Origin of the sequence: Burkholderia latens (assembly GCF_902499045.1) — a bacterium.
Lineage (GTDB): Bacteria > Pseudomonadota > Gammaproteobacteria > Burkholderiales > Burkholderiaceae > Burkholderia > Burkholderia latens.
Map to the genome: position 1 here is coordinate 1 of NZ_CABVPL010000008.1, position 15,199 is coordinate 15,199.

At 60.1% G+C, this 15,199-nt stretch carries 30 protein-coding genes; all 30 read left to right on the forward strand.

Going from position 1 to position 15,199, the window contains the following annotated elements:
- Positions 1–77 (forward strand): EF-Tu C-terminal domain-related protein (locus BSE24067_RS08035; protein ID WP_201785588.1); only part of this gene is annotated, 77 nt, incomplete at its 5' end.
- Positions 78–363: 286 nt separating this feature from the next.
- Positions 364–675, forward strand: a complete 312-nt coding sequence (rpsJ, locus tag BSE24067_RS08040) for a 30S ribosomal protein S10 (RefSeq protein ID WP_004199280.1) — start codon at positions 364–366, stop codon at positions 673–675.
- A gap of 178 nt (positions 676–853) precedes the next feature.
- The gene (gene rplC, locus BSE24067_RS08045; RefSeq protein ID WP_006752926.1) at positions 854–1,504 is read left to right on the forward strand and encodes a 50S ribosomal protein L3; all 651 of its coding nucleotides are present in this window, start codon (positions 854–856) and stop codon (positions 1,502–1,504) included.
- The gene (rplD, locus tag BSE24067_RS08050) at positions 1,504–2,124 is read left to right on the forward strand and encodes a 50S ribosomal protein L4 (protein ID WP_040143046.1); all 621 of its coding nucleotides are present in this window, start codon (positions 1,504–1,506) and stop codon (positions 2,122–2,124) included. The genes rplC and rplD overlap by 1 nt, the downstream gene beginning before the upstream one ends.
- Positions 2,121–2,435: a 50S ribosomal protein L23 gene (gene rplW, locus BSE24067_RS08055; protein WP_004199275.1), complete on the forward strand. Its 315-nt coding sequence runs from the start codon at positions 2,121–2,123 to the stop codon at positions 2,433–2,435. Before rplD ends, rplW begins: the two co-directional genes overlap by 4 nt.
- 2 nt (positions 2,436–2,437) lie before the next feature.
- Positions 2,438–3,265, forward strand: coding sequence for a 50S ribosomal protein L2 (gene rplB / locus BSE24067_RS08060; protein ID WP_034209733.1), 828 nt, complete (start codon positions 2,438–2,440; stop codon positions 3,263–3,265).
- A gap of 10 nt (positions 3,266–3,275) precedes the next feature.
- On the forward strand, positions 3,276–3,551 hold the full coding sequence (rpsS, locus tag BSE24067_RS08065; protein WP_004199273.1) for a 30S ribosomal protein S19: 276 nt from the start codon (positions 3,276–3,278) through the stop codon (positions 3,549–3,551).
- Positions 3,552–3,563: 12 nt separating this feature from the next.
- The gene (gene rplV / locus BSE24067_RS08070; RefSeq protein WP_004199272.1) at positions 3,564–3,893 is read left to right on the forward strand and encodes a 50S ribosomal protein L22; all 330 of its coding nucleotides are present in this window, start codon (positions 3,564–3,566) and stop codon (positions 3,891–3,893) included.
- A gap of 11 nt (positions 3,894–3,904) precedes the next feature.
- Complete coding sequence (gene rpsC, locus BSE24067_RS08075) at positions 3,905–4,705, forward strand: 30S ribosomal protein S3 (RefSeq protein WP_006482899.1); 801 nt, start codon at positions 3,905–3,907, stop codon at positions 4,703–4,705.
- A 2-nt stretch (positions 4,706–4,707) separates the two neighbouring features.
- Positions 4,708–5,124 (forward strand): 50S ribosomal protein L16, encoded by a 417-nt coding sequence (gene rplP, locus BSE24067_RS08080; protein WP_040143049.1) that lies wholly within the window; start codon positions 4,708–4,710, stop codon positions 5,122–5,124.
- A 9-nt stretch (positions 5,125–5,133) separates the two neighbouring features.
- Positions 5,134–5,328, forward strand: a complete 195-nt coding sequence (gene rpmC, locus BSE24067_RS08085) for a 50S ribosomal protein L29 (protein WP_006400652.1) — start codon at positions 5,134–5,136, stop codon at positions 5,326–5,328.
- Complete coding sequence (gene rpsQ, locus BSE24067_RS08090; protein WP_006752928.1) at positions 5,325–5,597, forward strand: 30S ribosomal protein S17; 273 nt, start codon at positions 5,325–5,327, stop codon at positions 5,595–5,597. Before rpmC ends, rpsQ begins: the two co-directional genes overlap by 4 nt.
- Before the next feature lie 309 nt (positions 5,598–5,906).
- Entirely contained in the window at positions 5,907–6,275 is a 369-nt protein-coding gene (rplN, locus tag BSE24067_RS08095) for a 50S ribosomal protein L14 (RefSeq protein WP_006752929.1), read from the forward strand.
- Positions 6,276–6,284: 9 nt separating this feature from the next.
- On the forward strand, positions 6,285–6,593 hold the full coding sequence (rplX, locus tag BSE24067_RS08100; RefSeq protein WP_006477187.1) for a 50S ribosomal protein L24: 309 nt from the start codon (positions 6,285–6,287) through the stop codon (positions 6,591–6,593).
- Positions 6,594–6,609: 16 nt separating this feature from the next.
- A complete protein-coding gene (rplE, locus tag BSE24067_RS08105) occupies positions 6,610–7,149 on the forward strand; it encodes a 50S ribosomal protein L5 (protein ID WP_006482882.1) in 540 nt (179 codons plus the stop codon).
- Between the two features lie 7 nt (positions 7,150–7,156).
- Complete coding sequence (gene rpsN / locus BSE24067_RS08110) at positions 7,157–7,462, forward strand: 30S ribosomal protein S14 (RefSeq protein ID WP_006482884.1); 306 nt, start codon at positions 7,157–7,159, stop codon at positions 7,460–7,462.
- Between the two features lie 14 nt (positions 7,463–7,476).
- Positions 7,477–7,872, forward strand: coding sequence for a 30S ribosomal protein S8 (rpsH, locus tag BSE24067_RS08115; RefSeq protein ID WP_006477185.1), 396 nt, complete (start codon positions 7,477–7,479; stop codon positions 7,870–7,872).
- An 18-nt stretch (positions 7,873–7,890) separates the two neighbouring features.
- Positions 7,891–8,421, forward strand: a complete 531-nt coding sequence (rplF, locus tag BSE24067_RS08120; RefSeq protein WP_006758786.1) for a 50S ribosomal protein L6 — start codon at positions 7,891–7,893, stop codon at positions 8,419–8,421.
- 12 nt (positions 8,422–8,433) lie between these two features.
- On the forward strand, positions 8,434–8,799 hold the full coding sequence (rplR, locus tag BSE24067_RS08125) for a 50S ribosomal protein L18 (protein ID WP_006477183.1): 366 nt from the start codon (positions 8,434–8,436) through the stop codon (positions 8,797–8,799).
- 14 nt (positions 8,800–8,813) lie between these two features.
- The gene (gene rpsE / locus BSE24067_RS08130) at positions 8,814–9,332 is read left to right on the forward strand and encodes a 30S ribosomal protein S5 (RefSeq protein WP_006752931.1); all 519 of its coding nucleotides are present in this window, start codon (positions 8,814–8,816) and stop codon (positions 9,330–9,332) included.
- Positions 9,333–9,347: 15 nt separating this feature from the next.
- Positions 9,348–9,530 (forward strand): 50S ribosomal protein L30, encoded by a 183-nt coding sequence (gene rpmD / locus BSE24067_RS08135; RefSeq protein WP_006400644.1) that lies wholly within the window; start codon positions 9,348–9,350, stop codon positions 9,528–9,530.
- 26 nt (positions 9,531–9,556) lie between these two features.
- A complete protein-coding gene (gene rplO / locus BSE24067_RS08140; protein ID WP_006482880.1) occupies positions 9,557–9,991 on the forward strand; it encodes a 50S ribosomal protein L15 in 435 nt (144 codons plus the stop codon).
- A 42-nt stretch (positions 9,992–10,033) separates the two neighbouring features.
- Entirely contained in the window at positions 10,034–11,383 is a 1,350-nt protein-coding gene (gene secY / locus BSE24067_RS08145) for a preprotein translocase subunit SecY (protein ID WP_006400642.1), read from the forward strand.
- Positions 11,384–11,392: 9 nt separating this feature from the next.
- Positions 11,393–11,611 carry a translation initiation factor IF-1 gene (infA, locus tag BSE24067_RS08150; protein WP_004521905.1) on the forward strand — a complete coding sequence of 73 codons (219 nt, stop codon included), beginning with the start codon at positions 11,393–11,395 and terminating at the stop codon, positions 11,609–11,611.
- A 20-nt stretch (positions 11,612–11,631) separates the two neighbouring features.
- Positions 11,632–11,748 carry a 50S ribosomal protein L36 gene (gene rpmJ, locus BSE24067_RS08155; RefSeq protein ID WP_004199844.1) on the forward strand — a complete coding sequence of 39 codons (117 nt, stop codon included), beginning with the start codon at positions 11,632–11,634 and terminating at the stop codon, positions 11,746–11,748.
- 38 nt (positions 11,749–11,786) lie between these two features.
- The gene (rpsM, locus tag BSE24067_RS08160; RefSeq protein ID WP_039323572.1) at positions 11,787–12,152 is read left to right on the forward strand and encodes a 30S ribosomal protein S13; all 366 of its coding nucleotides are present in this window, start codon (positions 11,787–11,789) and stop codon (positions 12,150–12,152) included.
- Positions 12,153–12,180: 28 nt separating this feature from the next.
- Entirely contained in the window at positions 12,181–12,582 is a 402-nt protein-coding gene (gene rpsK, locus BSE24067_RS08165) for a 30S ribosomal protein S11 (RefSeq protein ID WP_004197937.1), read from the forward strand.
- Positions 12,583–12,737: 155 nt separating this feature from the next.
- A complete protein-coding gene (gene rpsD, locus BSE24067_RS08170; RefSeq protein WP_151065326.1) occupies positions 12,738–13,361 on the forward strand; it encodes a 30S ribosomal protein S4 in 624 nt (207 codons plus the stop codon).
- A gap of 124 nt (positions 13,362–13,485) precedes the next feature.
- Positions 13,486–14,463: a DNA-directed RNA polymerase subunit alpha gene (locus BSE24067_RS08175; RefSeq protein ID WP_006477176.1), complete on the forward strand. Its 978-nt coding sequence runs from the start codon at positions 13,486–13,488 to the stop codon at positions 14,461–14,463.
- Positions 14,464–14,612: 149 nt separating this feature from the next.
- Positions 14,613–15,008, forward strand: a complete 396-nt coding sequence (gene rplQ, locus BSE24067_RS08180; protein ID WP_006477175.1) for a 50S ribosomal protein L17 — start codon at positions 14,613–14,615, stop codon at positions 15,006–15,008.
- Positions 15,009–15,199 lie beyond the last annotated feature (191 nt).

A 15,199-nucleotide genomic window follows, 5' to 3' on the forward strand; every position in this document is an offset into this window, starting at 1 on the left:
AAGAAGGTCTGCGCTTCGCAATCCGCGAAGGCGGCCGTACCGTCGGCGCAGGCGTCGTCGCCAAGATCATCGAGTAATATCGACGATCCGCGGGCTCCGACGGGGCCCGCGATTCCCGCGGTACGCCGTTGTACCGTCGAAACCGGGTGTCCAGTTCGATCTGGCACCCGGTTTTTCTTTGTGGCGAGTCGATCGTCGTATTGACAAACGCCCACCACCGCCTTGAATTTTCGTGTAGAATCGCGGGCTTAGCAGTGGAAGTACCGTTCGGAACCGGGCGCTTCGCTCCCCGCAGGCAACAGGTTTCGCGTTCTTTTAGTGTCCGGCGATGCAACATCGCCTCGCTCTTTCCAAGGAATCGTCATGCAGCAACAAAAAATCCGCATTCGCCTGAAGGCTTTCGACTATCGTCTGATCGATCAATCGGCTGCCGAGATCGTCGATACCGCGAAGCGGACTGGCGCAATCGTCCGTGGCCCGGTGCCGCTGCCGACGCGCATTCAGCGTTTTGACATCCTGCGTTCGCCGCACGTCAACAAGACGTCGCGCGATCAGCTCGAAATCCGTACCCACCAGCGCCTGATGGACATCGTCGATCCGACCGACAAGACGGTCGACGCGCTGATGAAGCTCGATCTGCCGGCAGGCGTCGACGTGGAAATCAAGCTGCAGTAAGGCTTTCGGCGCCGACCGGCCTGCCGGCCGGTGCTAAGTCTTTGTATTGCTTGCGGAAATCGAAAAGTCGGGCTATACTGCTTGGCTTTTCGCGTATTCGCGTAAAAAAGTTGGGCCTTGCGTGCCCGGCATTTTGTAAATCAGCCCCGACCAATCGCAGTCGGGAATGGAGAAAATGATGAGCCTTGGACTCGTAGGTCGCAAGGTTGGCATGACCCGTATCTTCACGGCTGAAGGGGATTCGATTCCCGTCACCGTGCTGGACGTGTCGGACAACCGCGTGACGCAGATCAAGACTGTTGAAACCGACGGCTACACGGCCGTGCAGGTTGCATTCGGCTCCCGCCGCGCATCGCGCGTGACGAAGCCGCTGGCAGGTCATCTCGCCAAAGCCGGTGTCGAAGCCGGTGAAATCCTCAAGGAATTCCGCATTGACGCGGCCAAGGCAGCCGAGCTGTCGAATGGCGCCGTGGTCGGTGCAGATCTTTTCGAAGTAGGCCAGAAGGTCGACGTGCAGGGCGTGTCGATCGGTAAGGGCTACGCCGGTACGATCAAGCGTTACAACTTCTCCTCCGGCCGTGCCACGCACGGTAACTCGCGCTCGCACAACGTGCCGGGCTCGATCGGTATGGCGCAGGATCCGGGTCGCGTTTTCCCGGGCAAGCGCATGACGGGTCACCTCGGTGACGTTACGGTGACGGTGCAGAACCTCGAAATCGCTCGTATCGACGCAGAGCGCAAGCTGCTGCTCGTCAAGGGTGCGATTCCGGGCGCGAAGGGCGGCAAGGTTTTCGTGACGCCGGCCGTCAAGACCAAGGGGGCGAAATAATGGAACTCAAGCTCCTGAACGAAAATGGTCAGGAAGGTGCAGTGGTCAACGCGTCGGACGTCGTGTTCGGTCGTGACTACAACGAAGCGCTGATCCACCAGGTCGTCGTCGCGTACCAGGCGAATGCTCGCCAGGGTAACCGCGCACAGAAGGACCGCGAGCAAGTCAAGCACACCACCAAGAAGCCGTGGCGCCAGAAGGGTACGGGCCGTGCTCGTGCCGGTATGTCGTCGAGCCCGCTGTGGCGTGGCGGTGGTCGCATCTTCCCGAACTCGCCGGAAGAAAACTTCTCGCACAAGGTCAACAAGAAGATGCATCGCGCAGGCCTCTGCTCGATCTTCTCGCAGCTGGCCCGCGAAGGCCGTCTGTCGGTCGTCGAGGACATCGTCCTCGAGGCGCCGAAGACCAAGCTGCTGGCCGACAAATTCAAGACCATGGGTCTCGACTCCGTTCTGATCATCACGGACACGGTCGACGAGAACCTGTACCTGGCTTCGCGCAACCTGCCGCACGTGGCGATTGTCGAGCCGCGCTACGCTGACCCGCTGTCGCTGATCTACTTCAAGAAAGTGCTGGTCACGAAGGCTGCGGTCGCCCAGATCGAGGAGTTGCTGTCATGAGCGAGATTCGCAAGAACGATCATCGTTTGATGCAGGTCCTGCTCGCACCGGTGATCTCGGAAAAGGCGACGCTGGTTGCCGACAAGAACGAGCAAGTCGTGTTCGAAGTCGCACCGGATGCCACGAAGCAGGAAGTGAAGGCGGCTGTCGAGCTGCTGTTCAAGGTTGAAGTTGATTCGGTCAACGTGCTGGTTCAGAAGGGCAAGCAAAAGCGCTTCGGCCGTTCGATGGGCCGCCGCAAGGACGTGAAGAAGGCGTACGTTTGCCTGAAGCCCGGCCAGGAAATCAACTTTGAAGCGGAGGCCAAGTAATCATGGCAATCGTGAAAGTTAAACCGACTTCGCCGGGTCGCCGCGCGATGGTCAAGGTGGTCAACAAGAACCTGCACCAGGGCAAGCCGTACGCGGCACTGCTCGACTCGCAGAGCTCGACCGCCGGCCGTAACAACAACGGTCGTATCACCACGCGTCACAAGGGTGGTGGTCACAAGCAGCACTACCGTATCGTCGATTTCCGTCGCACGAAGGATGGCATCCCGGCAAAGGTCGAACGTCTCGAGTACGACCCGAACCGCAGCGCGAACATCGCGCTGGTGCTCTACGCAGACGGCGAGCGTCGCTACATCATCGCCCCGAAGGGCCTGACTGTCGGCCAACAGCTGATGTCGGGTTCGGAAGCGCCGATCCGTGCAGGCAACACGCTGCCGATCCGCAACATTCCGGTCGGTACGACGATCCACTGCATCGAGATGCTGCCGGGCAAGGGCGCGCAAATGGCGCGTTCGGCTGGCACGTCGGCCATGCTGCTCGCACGTGAAGGCGTCTACGCGCAGGTTCGTCTGCGTTCGGGCGAAATCCGCCGCGTGCACATCGAGTGCCGTGCAACGATCGGTGAAGTCGGCAACGAAGAGCATAGCCTGCGCCAGATCGGCAAGGCTGGCGCGAACCGCTGGCGCGGTATCCGCCCGACGGTGCGTGGCGTTGCGATGAACCCGGTTGATCACCCGCACGGTGGTGGTGAGGGCAAGACGGCTGCAGGTCGCGACCCGGTGAGCCCGTGGGGTACGCCGGCTAAGGGTTACCGCACCCGCAGCAACAAGCGCACGACGACGATGATCGTCCAGCGCCGTCACAAGCGTTAAGGAGTAGGCAATGGCACGTTCTGTAAAAAAAGGTCCGTTCTGCGACGCCCATTTGCTGAAGAAAGTTGAGGCGGCTGCAGCTTCGCGCGACAAAAAGCCGATCAAGACCTGGTCGCGTCGCTCGACGATTCTGCCGGATTTCATCGGCCTGACGATCGCTGTTCACAACGGCCGTCAACACGTTCCGGTGTACATCTCGGAAAACATGGTCGGCCACAAGCTTGGCGAGTTCGCACTGACCCGTACGTTCAAGGGTCACGCAGCCGACAAGAAGGCCAAGAAATAAGGGGCAATCAAGATGGAAGTGAAAGCAATTCATCGCGGTGCCCGCATCTCGGCGCAAAAAACGCGCCTTGTGGCTGACCAGATCCGCGGTTTGCCGGTCGACAAGGCGCTGAACGTTCTGACGTTCTCGCCGAAGAAGGCGGCTGGCATCGTGAAGAAGGTTGTGCTGTCGGCAATCGCGAATGCGGAGCACAACGAAGGCGCCGATATCGACGAGCTCAAGATCAAGAGCATCTACGTCGACAAGGCTGCATCGCTCAAGCGTTTCACCGCGCGCGCCAAGGGCCGCGGTAATCGCATCGAGAAGCAATCCTGTCACATCACTGTGACGGTCGGGAATTAAGGAGCCATACGATGGGACAGAAAATTCATCCGACTGGCTTCCGCCTGGCTGTCAGCCGCAATTGGGCTTCGCGTTGGTACGCGAACAACAACAATTTCGCGGCGATGCTGCAGGAAGACATCGGTGTTCGTGAATACCTGAAGAAGAAGCTGAAGAACGCTTCGGTCGGTCGGGTCGTCATCGAGCGTCCGGCCAAGAACGCGCGCATCACGATTTACAGCTCGCGTCCGGGCGTCGTCATCGGCAAGAAGGGCGAGGATATCGAACAGCTGAAGACGGAACTGCAACGCCGCATGGGCGTGCCGGTTCACGTCAACATCGAAGAGATCCGCAAGCCGGAAACCGATGCGCAACTGATCGCTGACTCGATCACGCAACAGCTCGAGCGCCGGATCATGTTCCGTCGCGCGATGAAGCGTGCGATGCAGAACGCGATGCGTCTGGGTGCCCAAGGCATCAAGATCATGAGCGCAGGCCGTCTGAACGGTATCGAAATCGCTCGTACGGAGTGGTATCGCGAAGGTCGCGTGCCCCTTCATACGCTGCGTGCCGACATCGACTACGCGACTTCGGAAGCGAAGACGACCTACGGGATCATCGGTGTCAAGGTGTGGGTGTACAAGGGCGACACGCTCGGCCGCAATGACGCGCCGGTGGTCGAAGAAGTAGCCGAAGACAAGCGTCCGCGTCGCAATGCGCGTCCGGGCGACCGTCGTCCGCGCCGTGACGGCGAAGGCGGCGCTCCGGGTGCTCGTCGTGGCGCACCGCGCCGTGGCGCCGGCAAGCCGGAAGACGGCAAGACTGGAGAATAACGATGCTGCAACCGAAACGCAGGAAGTATCGCAAAGAGCAGAAGGGTCGTAACACCGGCAAGGCGACGCGCGGCAACGCCGTGTCGTTCGGTGAATTCGGCCTGAAGGCGATCGGTCGCGGTCGTTTGACCGCACGTCAGATTGAAGCGGCGCGTCGTGCAATGACGCGTCACATCAAGCGTGGCGGCCGTATCTGGATCCGTATCTTCCCGGACAAGCCGATTTCGCAAAAGCCGGCAGAAGTGCGTATGGGTAACGGTAAGGGTAACCCGGAGTACTACGTCGCCGAAATCCAGCCGGGCAAGATGCTCTATGAAATGGACGGCGTATCCGAAGAACTGGCACGCGAAGCGTTCCGTCTGGCTGCAGCGAAGCTGCCGCTGAAGACGACGTTCATCGTGCGTCAGCTCGGCGCCTAAGGAGAAAACATGAAGGCTTCCGAACTTCTCCAGAAAGACCAGGCCGCGCTCAACAAGGAGCTGGCGGACCTGCTGAAGGCGCAATTCGGCCTGCGCATGCAACTCGCGACCCAGCAGCTCACGAACACGAGCCAGCTGAAGAAGGTTCGTCGCGACATCGCACGTGTGCGGACCGTCATGACTCAGAAGGCGAACCAGAAATGAACGATAGCGTGAAAACCTCGCTGAAGCGGACGCTGGTCGGTCGGGTCGTCAGCAACAAGATGGACAAGACCGTCACCGTGCTGATCGAGCACCGCGTCAAGCACCCGATCTACGGCAAGTATGTCGTGCGCTCGAAGAAGTACCACGCGCACGATGAAGCGAACACCTGCAACGAAGGCGATCTCGTCGAAATCCAGGAAACTCGTCCTGTTTCGAAGACGAAGGCCTGGACGGTGTCGCGCCTCGTCGAAGCAGCTCGCGTCATCTAAGCGGGCAGAGCAGTAGGCAGTAACGGGCACTTCGCCACGAAGTGCTTGAAATCGCAAAGTTTTTGCTTGCGTGACCGGGATTATTTGTTATAATCCCGGTCTTCCCTCTTTATGGGAGCCCCGTCGCGGGCGAAGTTGGTGGGGGAAGCGGACTGGCGCCAGCCTGTCCGAAAGATTCACCGAATTGCGATGGCGGGTTTCGTTTGCCGTCGCTGCTGTTCCAACCCAAGCAGCCGATTGGCTGACGGGACCAAGACTGACCGAATGCATCATGGTGGTGCATCCGGATTAAGTTGGGAAAGACAAACCATGATCCAGACCGAATCTCGGCTCGAAGTAGCCGACAACACGGGTGCGCGTGAAGTCATGTGCATCAAGGTGCTCGGCGGCTCGAAGCGTCGTTATGCCGGCATTGGCGACATCATCAAGGTGACCGTCAAAGAAGCAACGCCGCGCGGGCGCGTGAAGAAAGGCGAAATCTACAACGCCGTGGTGGTCCGCACCGCCAAGGGTGTTCGCCGTCAAGACGGCTCGCTGATCAAGTTCGACGGCAACGCCGCTGTGCTTTTGAATAACAAGCTTGAGCCGATCGGCACCCGTATCTTCGGGCCGGTGACGCGTGAGCTGCGTAGCGAACGATTCATGAAGATCGTTTCGCTGGCGCCGGAAGTGCTGTAAGGAGTCGCGATGAACAAGATTCGCAAAGGTGACGAAGTTATCGTCGTCACTGGCAAGGACAAGGGCAAGCGCGGCGTCGTGCTGGCTGTCGGTGCAGAACATGTGACGGTTGAAGGTATCAACCTCGTCAAGAAGCATGTGAAGCCGAACCCGATGAAGGGTACGACGGGCGGCGTGGAAGCGAAGACGATGCCCCTGCATATTTCGAACGTCGCACTGGTCGACGCGAATGGCAAGGCGTCGCGTGTTGGCATCAAGGTCGAGGAAGGCAAGAAGGTTCGCTTCCTGAAGACGACCGGTGCCGTACTGAGCGCCTGACGCAGCGGAGTAAAAAATGGCTCGTTTTCAAGAGTTTTACAAAGAAAAGGTTGTGCCCGGCCTGATCGAGAAGTTCGGTTACAAGTCGGTCATGGAAGTGCCGCGCATCACCAAGATCACGCTGAACATGGGTCTTGGCGAAGCGATCGCTGACAAGAAGATCATCGAGAACGCCGTCGGCGACCTCACGAAGATCGCTGGTCAGAAGCCGGTCGTCACGAAGGCACGCAAGGCAATCGCAGGCTTCAAGATCCGTCAGGGCTACCCGATCGGCGCGATGGTGACGCTGCGCGGCCGTGCGATGTACGAATTCCTCGACCGTTTCGTGACCGTTGCCCTGCCCCGCGTGCGTGACTTCCGCGGTGTGTCGGGTCGTGCCTTCGATGGCCGCGGCAACTACAACATCGGTGTGAAAGAGCAGATCATTTTCCCCGAAATCGACTACGACAAGATCGACGCACTGCGTGGGCTGAACATCAGCATCACGACGACTGCGAAGACCGACGACGAAGCAAAGGCTCTGCTCGCCAGCTTCAAGTTCCCGTTCAGAAACTGAGGTTACCGTGGCTAAACTGGCACTGATCGAACGTGAAAAGAAGCGCGCCCGCCTGGTCGCGAAGTTCGCAGCAAAGCGCGAAGCGCTGAAGGCGATCGTCGAAGACCAAAGCAAGTCGGAAGAAGAGCGCTACGAAGCACGCCTTGAGCTGCAGCAACTGCCCCGCAACGCAAACCCGACCCGCCAGCGTAACCGCTGCGCGATCACGGGCCGTCCGCGTGGCACGTTCCGTAAATTCGGCCTCGCGCGTAACAAGATTCGTGAAATCGCATTCCGTGGCGAGATTCCTGGCCTGACCAAGGCGAGCTGGTAATAGGAGAAACGTAAATGAGCATGAGTGATCCTATCGCCGATATGCTGACTCGCATCCGCAACGCGCAGATGGTCGAGAAGGTATCGGTCGCGATGCCCTCGTCGAAGGTCAAGGTTGCAATCGCGCAAGTCCTGAAGGACGAAGGTTATATCGACGATTTCGCCGTCAAGGCGGAAGGTGCGAAGTCCGAACTGAATATCGCGCTGAAGTACTACGCGGGTCGCCCGGTCATCGAACGCCTCGAGCGCGTGTCGAAGCCTGGTCTGCGCGTGTACCGCGGCCGTAACGACATTCCGCAGGTCATGAATGGCCTGGGCGTGGCAATCGTGTCGACGCCGAAGGGCGTGATGACCGACCGCAAGGCGCGCGCTACCGGCGTCGGCGGCGAAGTCATCTGCTACGTCGCTTAAAGCCGAGGAGAGAGAAACATGTCTCGAGTAGGTAAGAGCCCGATCGCGCTGCAAGGCGCGGAAGTCAAGCTGGCCGACGGTGCGATCACCGTCAAGGGCCCGCTGGGCACCATCACGCAAGCGATCAATCCGCTCGTGAACGTGGCGAACAACGACGGCACGCTGAATCTGTCGCCGGTCGACGAAAGCCGCGAAGCAAACGCACTGTCGGGCACGATGCGCGCGATCATCGCGAATGCCGTGCACGGCGTGACCAAGGGTTTCGAGCGCAAGCTGACGCTGGTTGGCGTCGGTTATCGTGCGCAAGCGCAAGGCGACAAGCTGAACCTGTCGCTGGGTTTCTCGCACCCGGTGGTGCACCAGATGCCGGAAGGCGTCAAGGCTGAAACCCCGACGCAAACCGAAATCGTGATCAAGGGGATCAACAAGCAACAAGTCGGTCAAGTGGCTGCGGAAGTCCGCGGTTACCGTCCGCCGGAGCCGTACAAGGGCAAGGGCGTGCGCTATTCCGACGAGGTTGTGATCCTCAAAGAAACGAAGAAGAAGTAAGGGTGCGCAATCATGGATAAGACTCAATCTCGCCTGCGCCGCGCTCGCCAGACGCGTATCAAGATCGCTGAGCTGCAGGTCGCGCGTCTCGCCGTGCATCGCACGAACACGCACATCTACGCTCAAGTGTTCTCGCCGTGCGGCACCAAGGTGCTCGCCAGCGCGTCGACGCTCGAAGCAGAAGTGCGCGCAGAACTGGCCGACAAGTCGGGCAAGGGCGGCAACGTCAACGCCGCGACGCTGATCGGCAAGCGTATTGCCGAAAAGGCAAAGGCTGCCGGCATCGAATCCGTCGCCTTCGACCGCTCGGGCTTCCGCTACCACGGCCGCGTCAAGGCGCTGGCTGAGGCAGCTCGCGAAGCTGGGCTCAAGTTCTAAGGAAGGAATTCGTCATGGCAAAGATGCAAGCGAAAGTTCAGGCTGACGAGCGCGACGACGGCCTTCGCGAAAAGATGATTTCGGTCAACCGCGTGACCAAGGTCGTGAAGGGTGGCCGTATTCTCGGCTTCGCCGCACTGACCGTGGTTGGCGACGGCGATGGCCGCATCGGTATGGGCAAGGGCAAGGCGAAGGAAGTGCCGGTCGCTGTCCAGAAGGCAATGGAACAAGCTCGCCGCAACATGTTCAAGGTGCCGCTCAAGAACGGCACGCTGCAGCACGAAGTGCACGGCAAGCATGGCGCATCCGCTGTCCTCCTCGCTCCGGCGAAGGCAGGTACGGGCGTGATCGCCGGCGGCCCGATGCGCGCAGTGTTCGACGTGATGGGCGTTCAGAACGTCGTGGCGAAGAGCCACGGTTCGACGAACCCGTACAACCTCGTTCGCGCCACGCTGGACGGTCTGCGCAAGCAGTCGACCCCGGCAGACATCGCGGCGAAGCGCGGCAAGTCCGTCGAAGATATTTTGGGCTAAGCCCGGGTGGTCACCATGTCTGAAAAAACTGTCAAGGTTCAGCTCGTGAAGAGCCTGATCGGGACCCGCGAATCGCACCGTGCGACCGTGCGTGGCCTGGGCCTGCGCCGACTCAACTCGGTTAGCGAGCTGCAGGATACGCCGGCGGTCCGCGGCATGATCAACAAGGTCTCGTACCTCGTTAAGGTCATCGCGTAAGCGGCCCTACGGATCAAGGAGTTGATATGGAATTGAATAACCTGAAGCCGGCCGCTGGTGCAAAGCACGCCAAGCGTCGCGTCGGCCGCGGCATCGGTTCGGGCCTCGGCAAGACGGCTGGCCGTGGTCACAAGGGTCAGAAATCGCGTTCGGGCGGCTTCCACAAAGTCGGTTTCGAAGGCGGTCAGATGCCGCTGCAACGTCGTCTGCCGAAGCGCGGCTTCACGTCGCTGACGAAGGAATTCGTCGGTGAAGTGCGCCTGGGCGACCTCGAGAAGCTGCCGGTCGACGAGATCGATCTGCTCGCACTGAAGCAAGCCGGCCTGGTCGGCGAGCTGACGAAGAGCGCAAAGATCATCGCGACGGGTGAACTGAAGCGCAAGATCGTCGTGAAGGGTCTCGGTGCCACCAAGGGTGCGCGCGCTGCGATCGAAGCGGCTGGCGGTTCGTTCGCCGAGTGACACGCGTAGCGCGTCGTTACTTGCATTCATCGGAGAAGGTACTTGGCTAACAGCCCGAGTCTTGCAAAACCCGGTCGAAGCACGGCGAAATTCGGCGATCTGCGTCGGCGAGCGATGTTCCTGCTCCTGGCGCTGATCGTCTATCGCATCGGCGCGCACATCCCCGTGCCGGGCATCGATCCGGATCAACTGGCGAAGCTGTTCCAGAGCCAGGCGGGCGGCATCCTGGGCATGTTCAACATGTTCTCGGGCGGCGCGCTTTCCCGCTTCACGATCTTTGCGCTGGGGATCATGCCGTACATCTCGGCGTCGATCATCATGCAGTTGCTGGCGATCGTGTCGCCGCAGCTCGAGGCGCTGAAGAAGGAAGGGCAGGCAGGGCAACGGAAGATCACGCAGTACACGCGGTATTTCACCGTGGTGCTCGCGACCTTCCAGGCGTTCGGTATCGCGGCGGCGCTGGAAAACCAGCCTGGCCTCGTGATCGACCCCGGCATGCTGTTCCGGCTGACGACGGTCGTGACGCTGGTGACCGGCACGATGTTCCTGATGTGGCTCGGTGAGCAGATCACCGAGCGCGGTCTGGGCAACGGCATCTCGATCATCATCTTCGGCGGGATCGCAGCAGGGTTCCCGAATGCCGTCGGTGGGCTGTTCGAGCTGGTGCGCACGGGTTCGATGAGCATCATTTCGGCGATCATCATCGTCGTTCTGATCGCCGCGGTGACTTACCTGGTCGTGTTCATCGAACGCGGTCAGCGGAAGATCCTCGTGAACTACGCGAAGCGCCAGGTCGGCAACAAGATCTACGGTGGGCAGTCGTCGCACTTGCCGCTGAAGCTGAACATGTCGGGTGTGATTCCGCCGATCTTCGCATCGTCGATCATCCTGTTCCCGGCCACGATTCTCGGCTGGTTCAGCACGGGGCAGCCGTCGGGAAGCTGGATCTCCAACACGTTGCATAACGTCGCGGAGGCGCTGAAGCCGGGCCAGCCGGTCTATGTGCTGCTGTACACGCTGGCGATCGTGTTTTTCTGCTTCTTCTACACCGCACTGGTGTTCAACAGCAGGGAAACCGCGGACAACCTGAAGAAGAGCGGCGCGTTCGTTCCGGGCATCCGTCCGGGCGATCAGACCGCACGGTACATCGACCGCATCCTCACGCGTCTGACGCTGGCCGGTGCGATCTACATCGTCTTCGTGTGTCTGCTGCCGGAATTCCTGGTGCTGCGCTGGAACGTGCCGTTTTATTTTGGTGGAACGTCGCTGCTGATCATTGTCGTCGTCACGATGGACTTCATGGCGCAGGTGCAGTCGTACGTTATGTCGCAACAGTATGAGTCGCTGCTCAAGAAGGCAAACTTCAAGGGCGGCAACATCCCAATGCGTTAATTAAGGACTATGGCCAAAGACGATGTAATCCAGATGCAGGGTGAGGTGATCGAAAACCTCCCGAATGCGACCTTCCGCGTGAAGCTGGAAAACGGCCATGTCGTGTTGGGGCATATCTCCGGGAAGATGCGGATGCACTACATCCGCATCCTGCCGGGCGACAAGGTGACGGTTGAATTGACGCCTTACGATCTGTCTCGTGCGCGGATCGTGTTCCGGGCGAAGTGATTTGAAAAAAGGGTATTATCATGAAAGTGATGGCATCGGTTAAGCGCATTTGCCGCAATTGCAAGATCATCAAGCGCAAAGGCGTCGTTCGCGTGATCTGCAGCTCGGATCCGCGCCACAAGCAGCGCCAAGGCTGACCGCGCGTTTGTTTGCGCTTTTTGTTTGAGGAAAAACAATGGCTCGTATCGCAGGGGTTAACATCCCGAATCACCAGCATACCGAGATCGGCCTGACGGCAATCTTCGGTATCGGCCGCACGCGCTCGCGCAGCATCTGCACGGCAGCTGGCGTGGAATTCTCGAAGAAGGTCAAGGACCTGACCGACGCAGACCTCGAAAAGCTGCGTGAAGAAGTGGGCAAGTTCATCGTCGAAGGCGATCTGCGCCGTGAAGTGACGATGAACATCAAGCGCCTGATGGACCTCGGTTGCTACCGTGGTGTTCGTCATCGCAAGGGCCTGCCGATGCGCGGTCAGCGTACGCGTACGAACGCACGTACCCGCAAGGGTCCGCGTCGTGCAGCGCAAGCGCTGAAGAAGTAAGCGGAACTGACAGTTACAGGAAAACGTAATGGCTAAGGCTTCGAACACCGCGGCGCAACGCGTTCGCAAGAAGGTTAAGAAGAACGTCGCTGAAGGCGTGGTTCACGTTCACGCGTCGTTCAACAACACGATCATCACGATCACCGATCGCCAGGGCAATGCGCTGGCATGGGCGACGTCGGGCGGCCAGGGCTTCAAGGGCTCGCGCAAGTCGACGCCGTTCGCTGCTCAGGTTGCTGCTGAGTCGGCCGGTCGCGTCGCGATGGAATACGGCGTGAAGAATCTGGAAGTGCGGATCAAGGGCCCGGGCCCGGGTCGTGAGTCGGCGGTGCGCGCACTGCACGGCCTCGGCATCAAGATCACCGCGATTTCGGACGTCACCCCGATTCCGCACAACGGCTGCCGCCCGCCGAAGCGCCGTCGTATCTAAGGATGTTGCTGGCACGTTCGTGCTGGCGCATTGCCTGTCGCCGCGCAGCGTCGACGGGCGTTGCTTTTTTGATTGACTAAGCCCACCGTTCGCCCCAAAGGGCGCGAACTAGCGCGGATCCCGATCCGCGTGACCGATTGATAAAGGAATGCAAAGTGGCACGTTATATCGGCCCTAAGGCCAAGCTGTCCCGCCGTGAAGGCACCGACCTGTTCCTGAAGAGCGCGCGCCGCTCGCTCGCCGACAAGTGCAAGCTCGACAGCAAGCCGGGCCAGCACGGCCGTACCTCGGGTGTACGTACGTCCGACTACGGTACGCAGCTGCGCGAAAAGCAGAAGGTCAAGCGTATCTACGGCGTGCTGGAGCGTCAGTTCCGCCGCTACTTCGCCGAAGCCGACCGCCGCAAGGGCAACACGGGTGAAAACCTGCTGCAACTGCTCGAGTCGCGCCTCGACAACGTCGTGTATCGCATGGGCTTCGGCTCGACCCGCGCTGAAGCGCGTCAGCTGGTGAGCCACAAGTCGATCACCGTGAACGGCGTCGTCGCGAACGTGCCGTCGCAGCAAGTGAAGGCTGGCGACGTCGTCGCGATCCGCGAAAAGGCGAAGAAGCAGGCGCGTATCATCGAAGCGCTGTCGCTGGCCGAGCAAGGCGGCATGCCGAGCTGGGTTGCAGTCGATGCGAAGAAGTTCGAAGGCACGTTCAAGCAAATGCCGGAACGCGCTGACATCGCAGGCGACATCAACGAAAGCCTGATCGTCGAATTGTATTCGCGTTAATCCGATTGACGGCCGAGGTACCCCGATTGCGTCATGCAAGGAGGGGCCTCGGCTGTTTATTTTCTGGTTGTTACCGGTCAGCCTTATCGGTGTAACGAGCCGAGGGTATTGAAAAGGAAAGCCCATGCAAACCAGTTTGCTGAAACCCAAGATCATCGCCGTGGAATCGCTTGGCGAGAACCACGCGAGGGTGGTCATGGAACCGTTCGAACGCGGTTACGGCCACACCTTGGGCAATGCGCTTCGCCGCGTGCTGCTGTCGTCGATGGTTGGCTACGCGCCGACCGAAGTGACGATCGCGGGCGTGGTGCACGAGTACTCGACGCTTGACGGCGTGCAAGAGGACGTCGTCAACCTGCTGCTGAACCTGAAGGGTGTGGTGTTCAAGCTGCACAACCGTGACGAAGTGACGGTGACCCTGCGCAAGGAAGGCGAAGGCGTCGTCACGGCCGGCGATATCGAACTGGCGCACGATTGCGAAGTCATCAACCCGAATCACGTGATCGCGCACCTGTCGAAGGGCGGCAAGCTCGACGTTCAGATCAAGATCGAGAAGGGCCGCGGCTACGTGCCGGGCAACGTCCGCCGCTACGGCGAAGACACGGCCAAGATCATCGGCCGCATCGTCCTCGACGCATCGTTCTCGCCGGTTCGCCGCGTGAGCTATGCGGTGGAAAGCGCACGTGTCGAGCAGCGTACCGACCTCGACAAGCTCGTGATGAACATCGAGACGAGCGGCGTGATCACCCCGGAAGAGGCGATCCGTCAATCGGCCCGGATCCTGGTCGACCAGCTGTCCGTGTTCGCGGCGCTGGAAGGCACGGAAACGGCTGCCGAGGCGCCGTCGCGCGCACCGCAGATCGATCCGATCCTGCTGCGTCCGGTGGACGATCTCGAGCTGACGGTTCGTTCGGCGAACTGCCTGAAGGCCGAGAACATCTACTACATCGGCGATCTGATCCAGCGCACGGAAAACGAGCTGCTGAAGACGCCGAACCTCGGTCGCAAGTCGCTCAACGAGATCAAGGAAGTGCTCGCTTCGCGCGGCCTCACGCTCGGCATGAAGCTCGAGAACTGGCCGCCGGCTGGTCTCGACAAGTAAGCCCGCCTGTAGCGTTGCTATGGTGGTAGTTGGCAAAGATGCGGATTTTCCTTTAAAATCCGCATCTTGCTTTTTTTCGTTACCGGCCCGTGCGCCCTCAAGGGTGCGATAGAAGAGCTGGATCAAAACTTTGAATCAAGGAAACTGAAATGCGCCATCGTCATGGTCTGCGGAAACTGAACCGCACGAGCAGCCACCGTCTGGCTATGCTCCGTAACATGTCCAACTCGCTGATCGAGCACGAAGTCATCAAGACGACGCTGCCGAAGGCGAAGGAACTCCGTAAAGTCGTCGAGCCGCTGATCACGCTCGGCAAGAAGCCGTCGCTGGCAAACCGTCGTCTGGCGTTCAACCGCCTGCGCGATCGTGACTCGGTCGCGAAGCTGTTCGACGTGCTCGGTCCGCGTTTCGCGAACCGTCCGGGCGGCTACCTGCGCGTGCTGAAGTTCGGCTTCCGCGTCGGCGACAACGCACCGATGGCACTGGTCGAACTGCTCGATCGTCCGGAAGTCGACGAAACGGAAAACGTGCAAGAAGCCGAGTAAGCTTCCAGTACGCAGCAGTAACCGAAAGGGGCCGAGCAATTGCTTGGCCCTTTTTGTTTTTGGAGATCCGCTGCGACCGATTGCCGCAGACGAAGGGGCGGGAGTCGTGCTCCCGTTAAGGCGGCACACGGACGCGATGTCGAAGTGCTCAGTATTCACAGTTCGCTACACTGCCGTCGCTCGGGCAATGA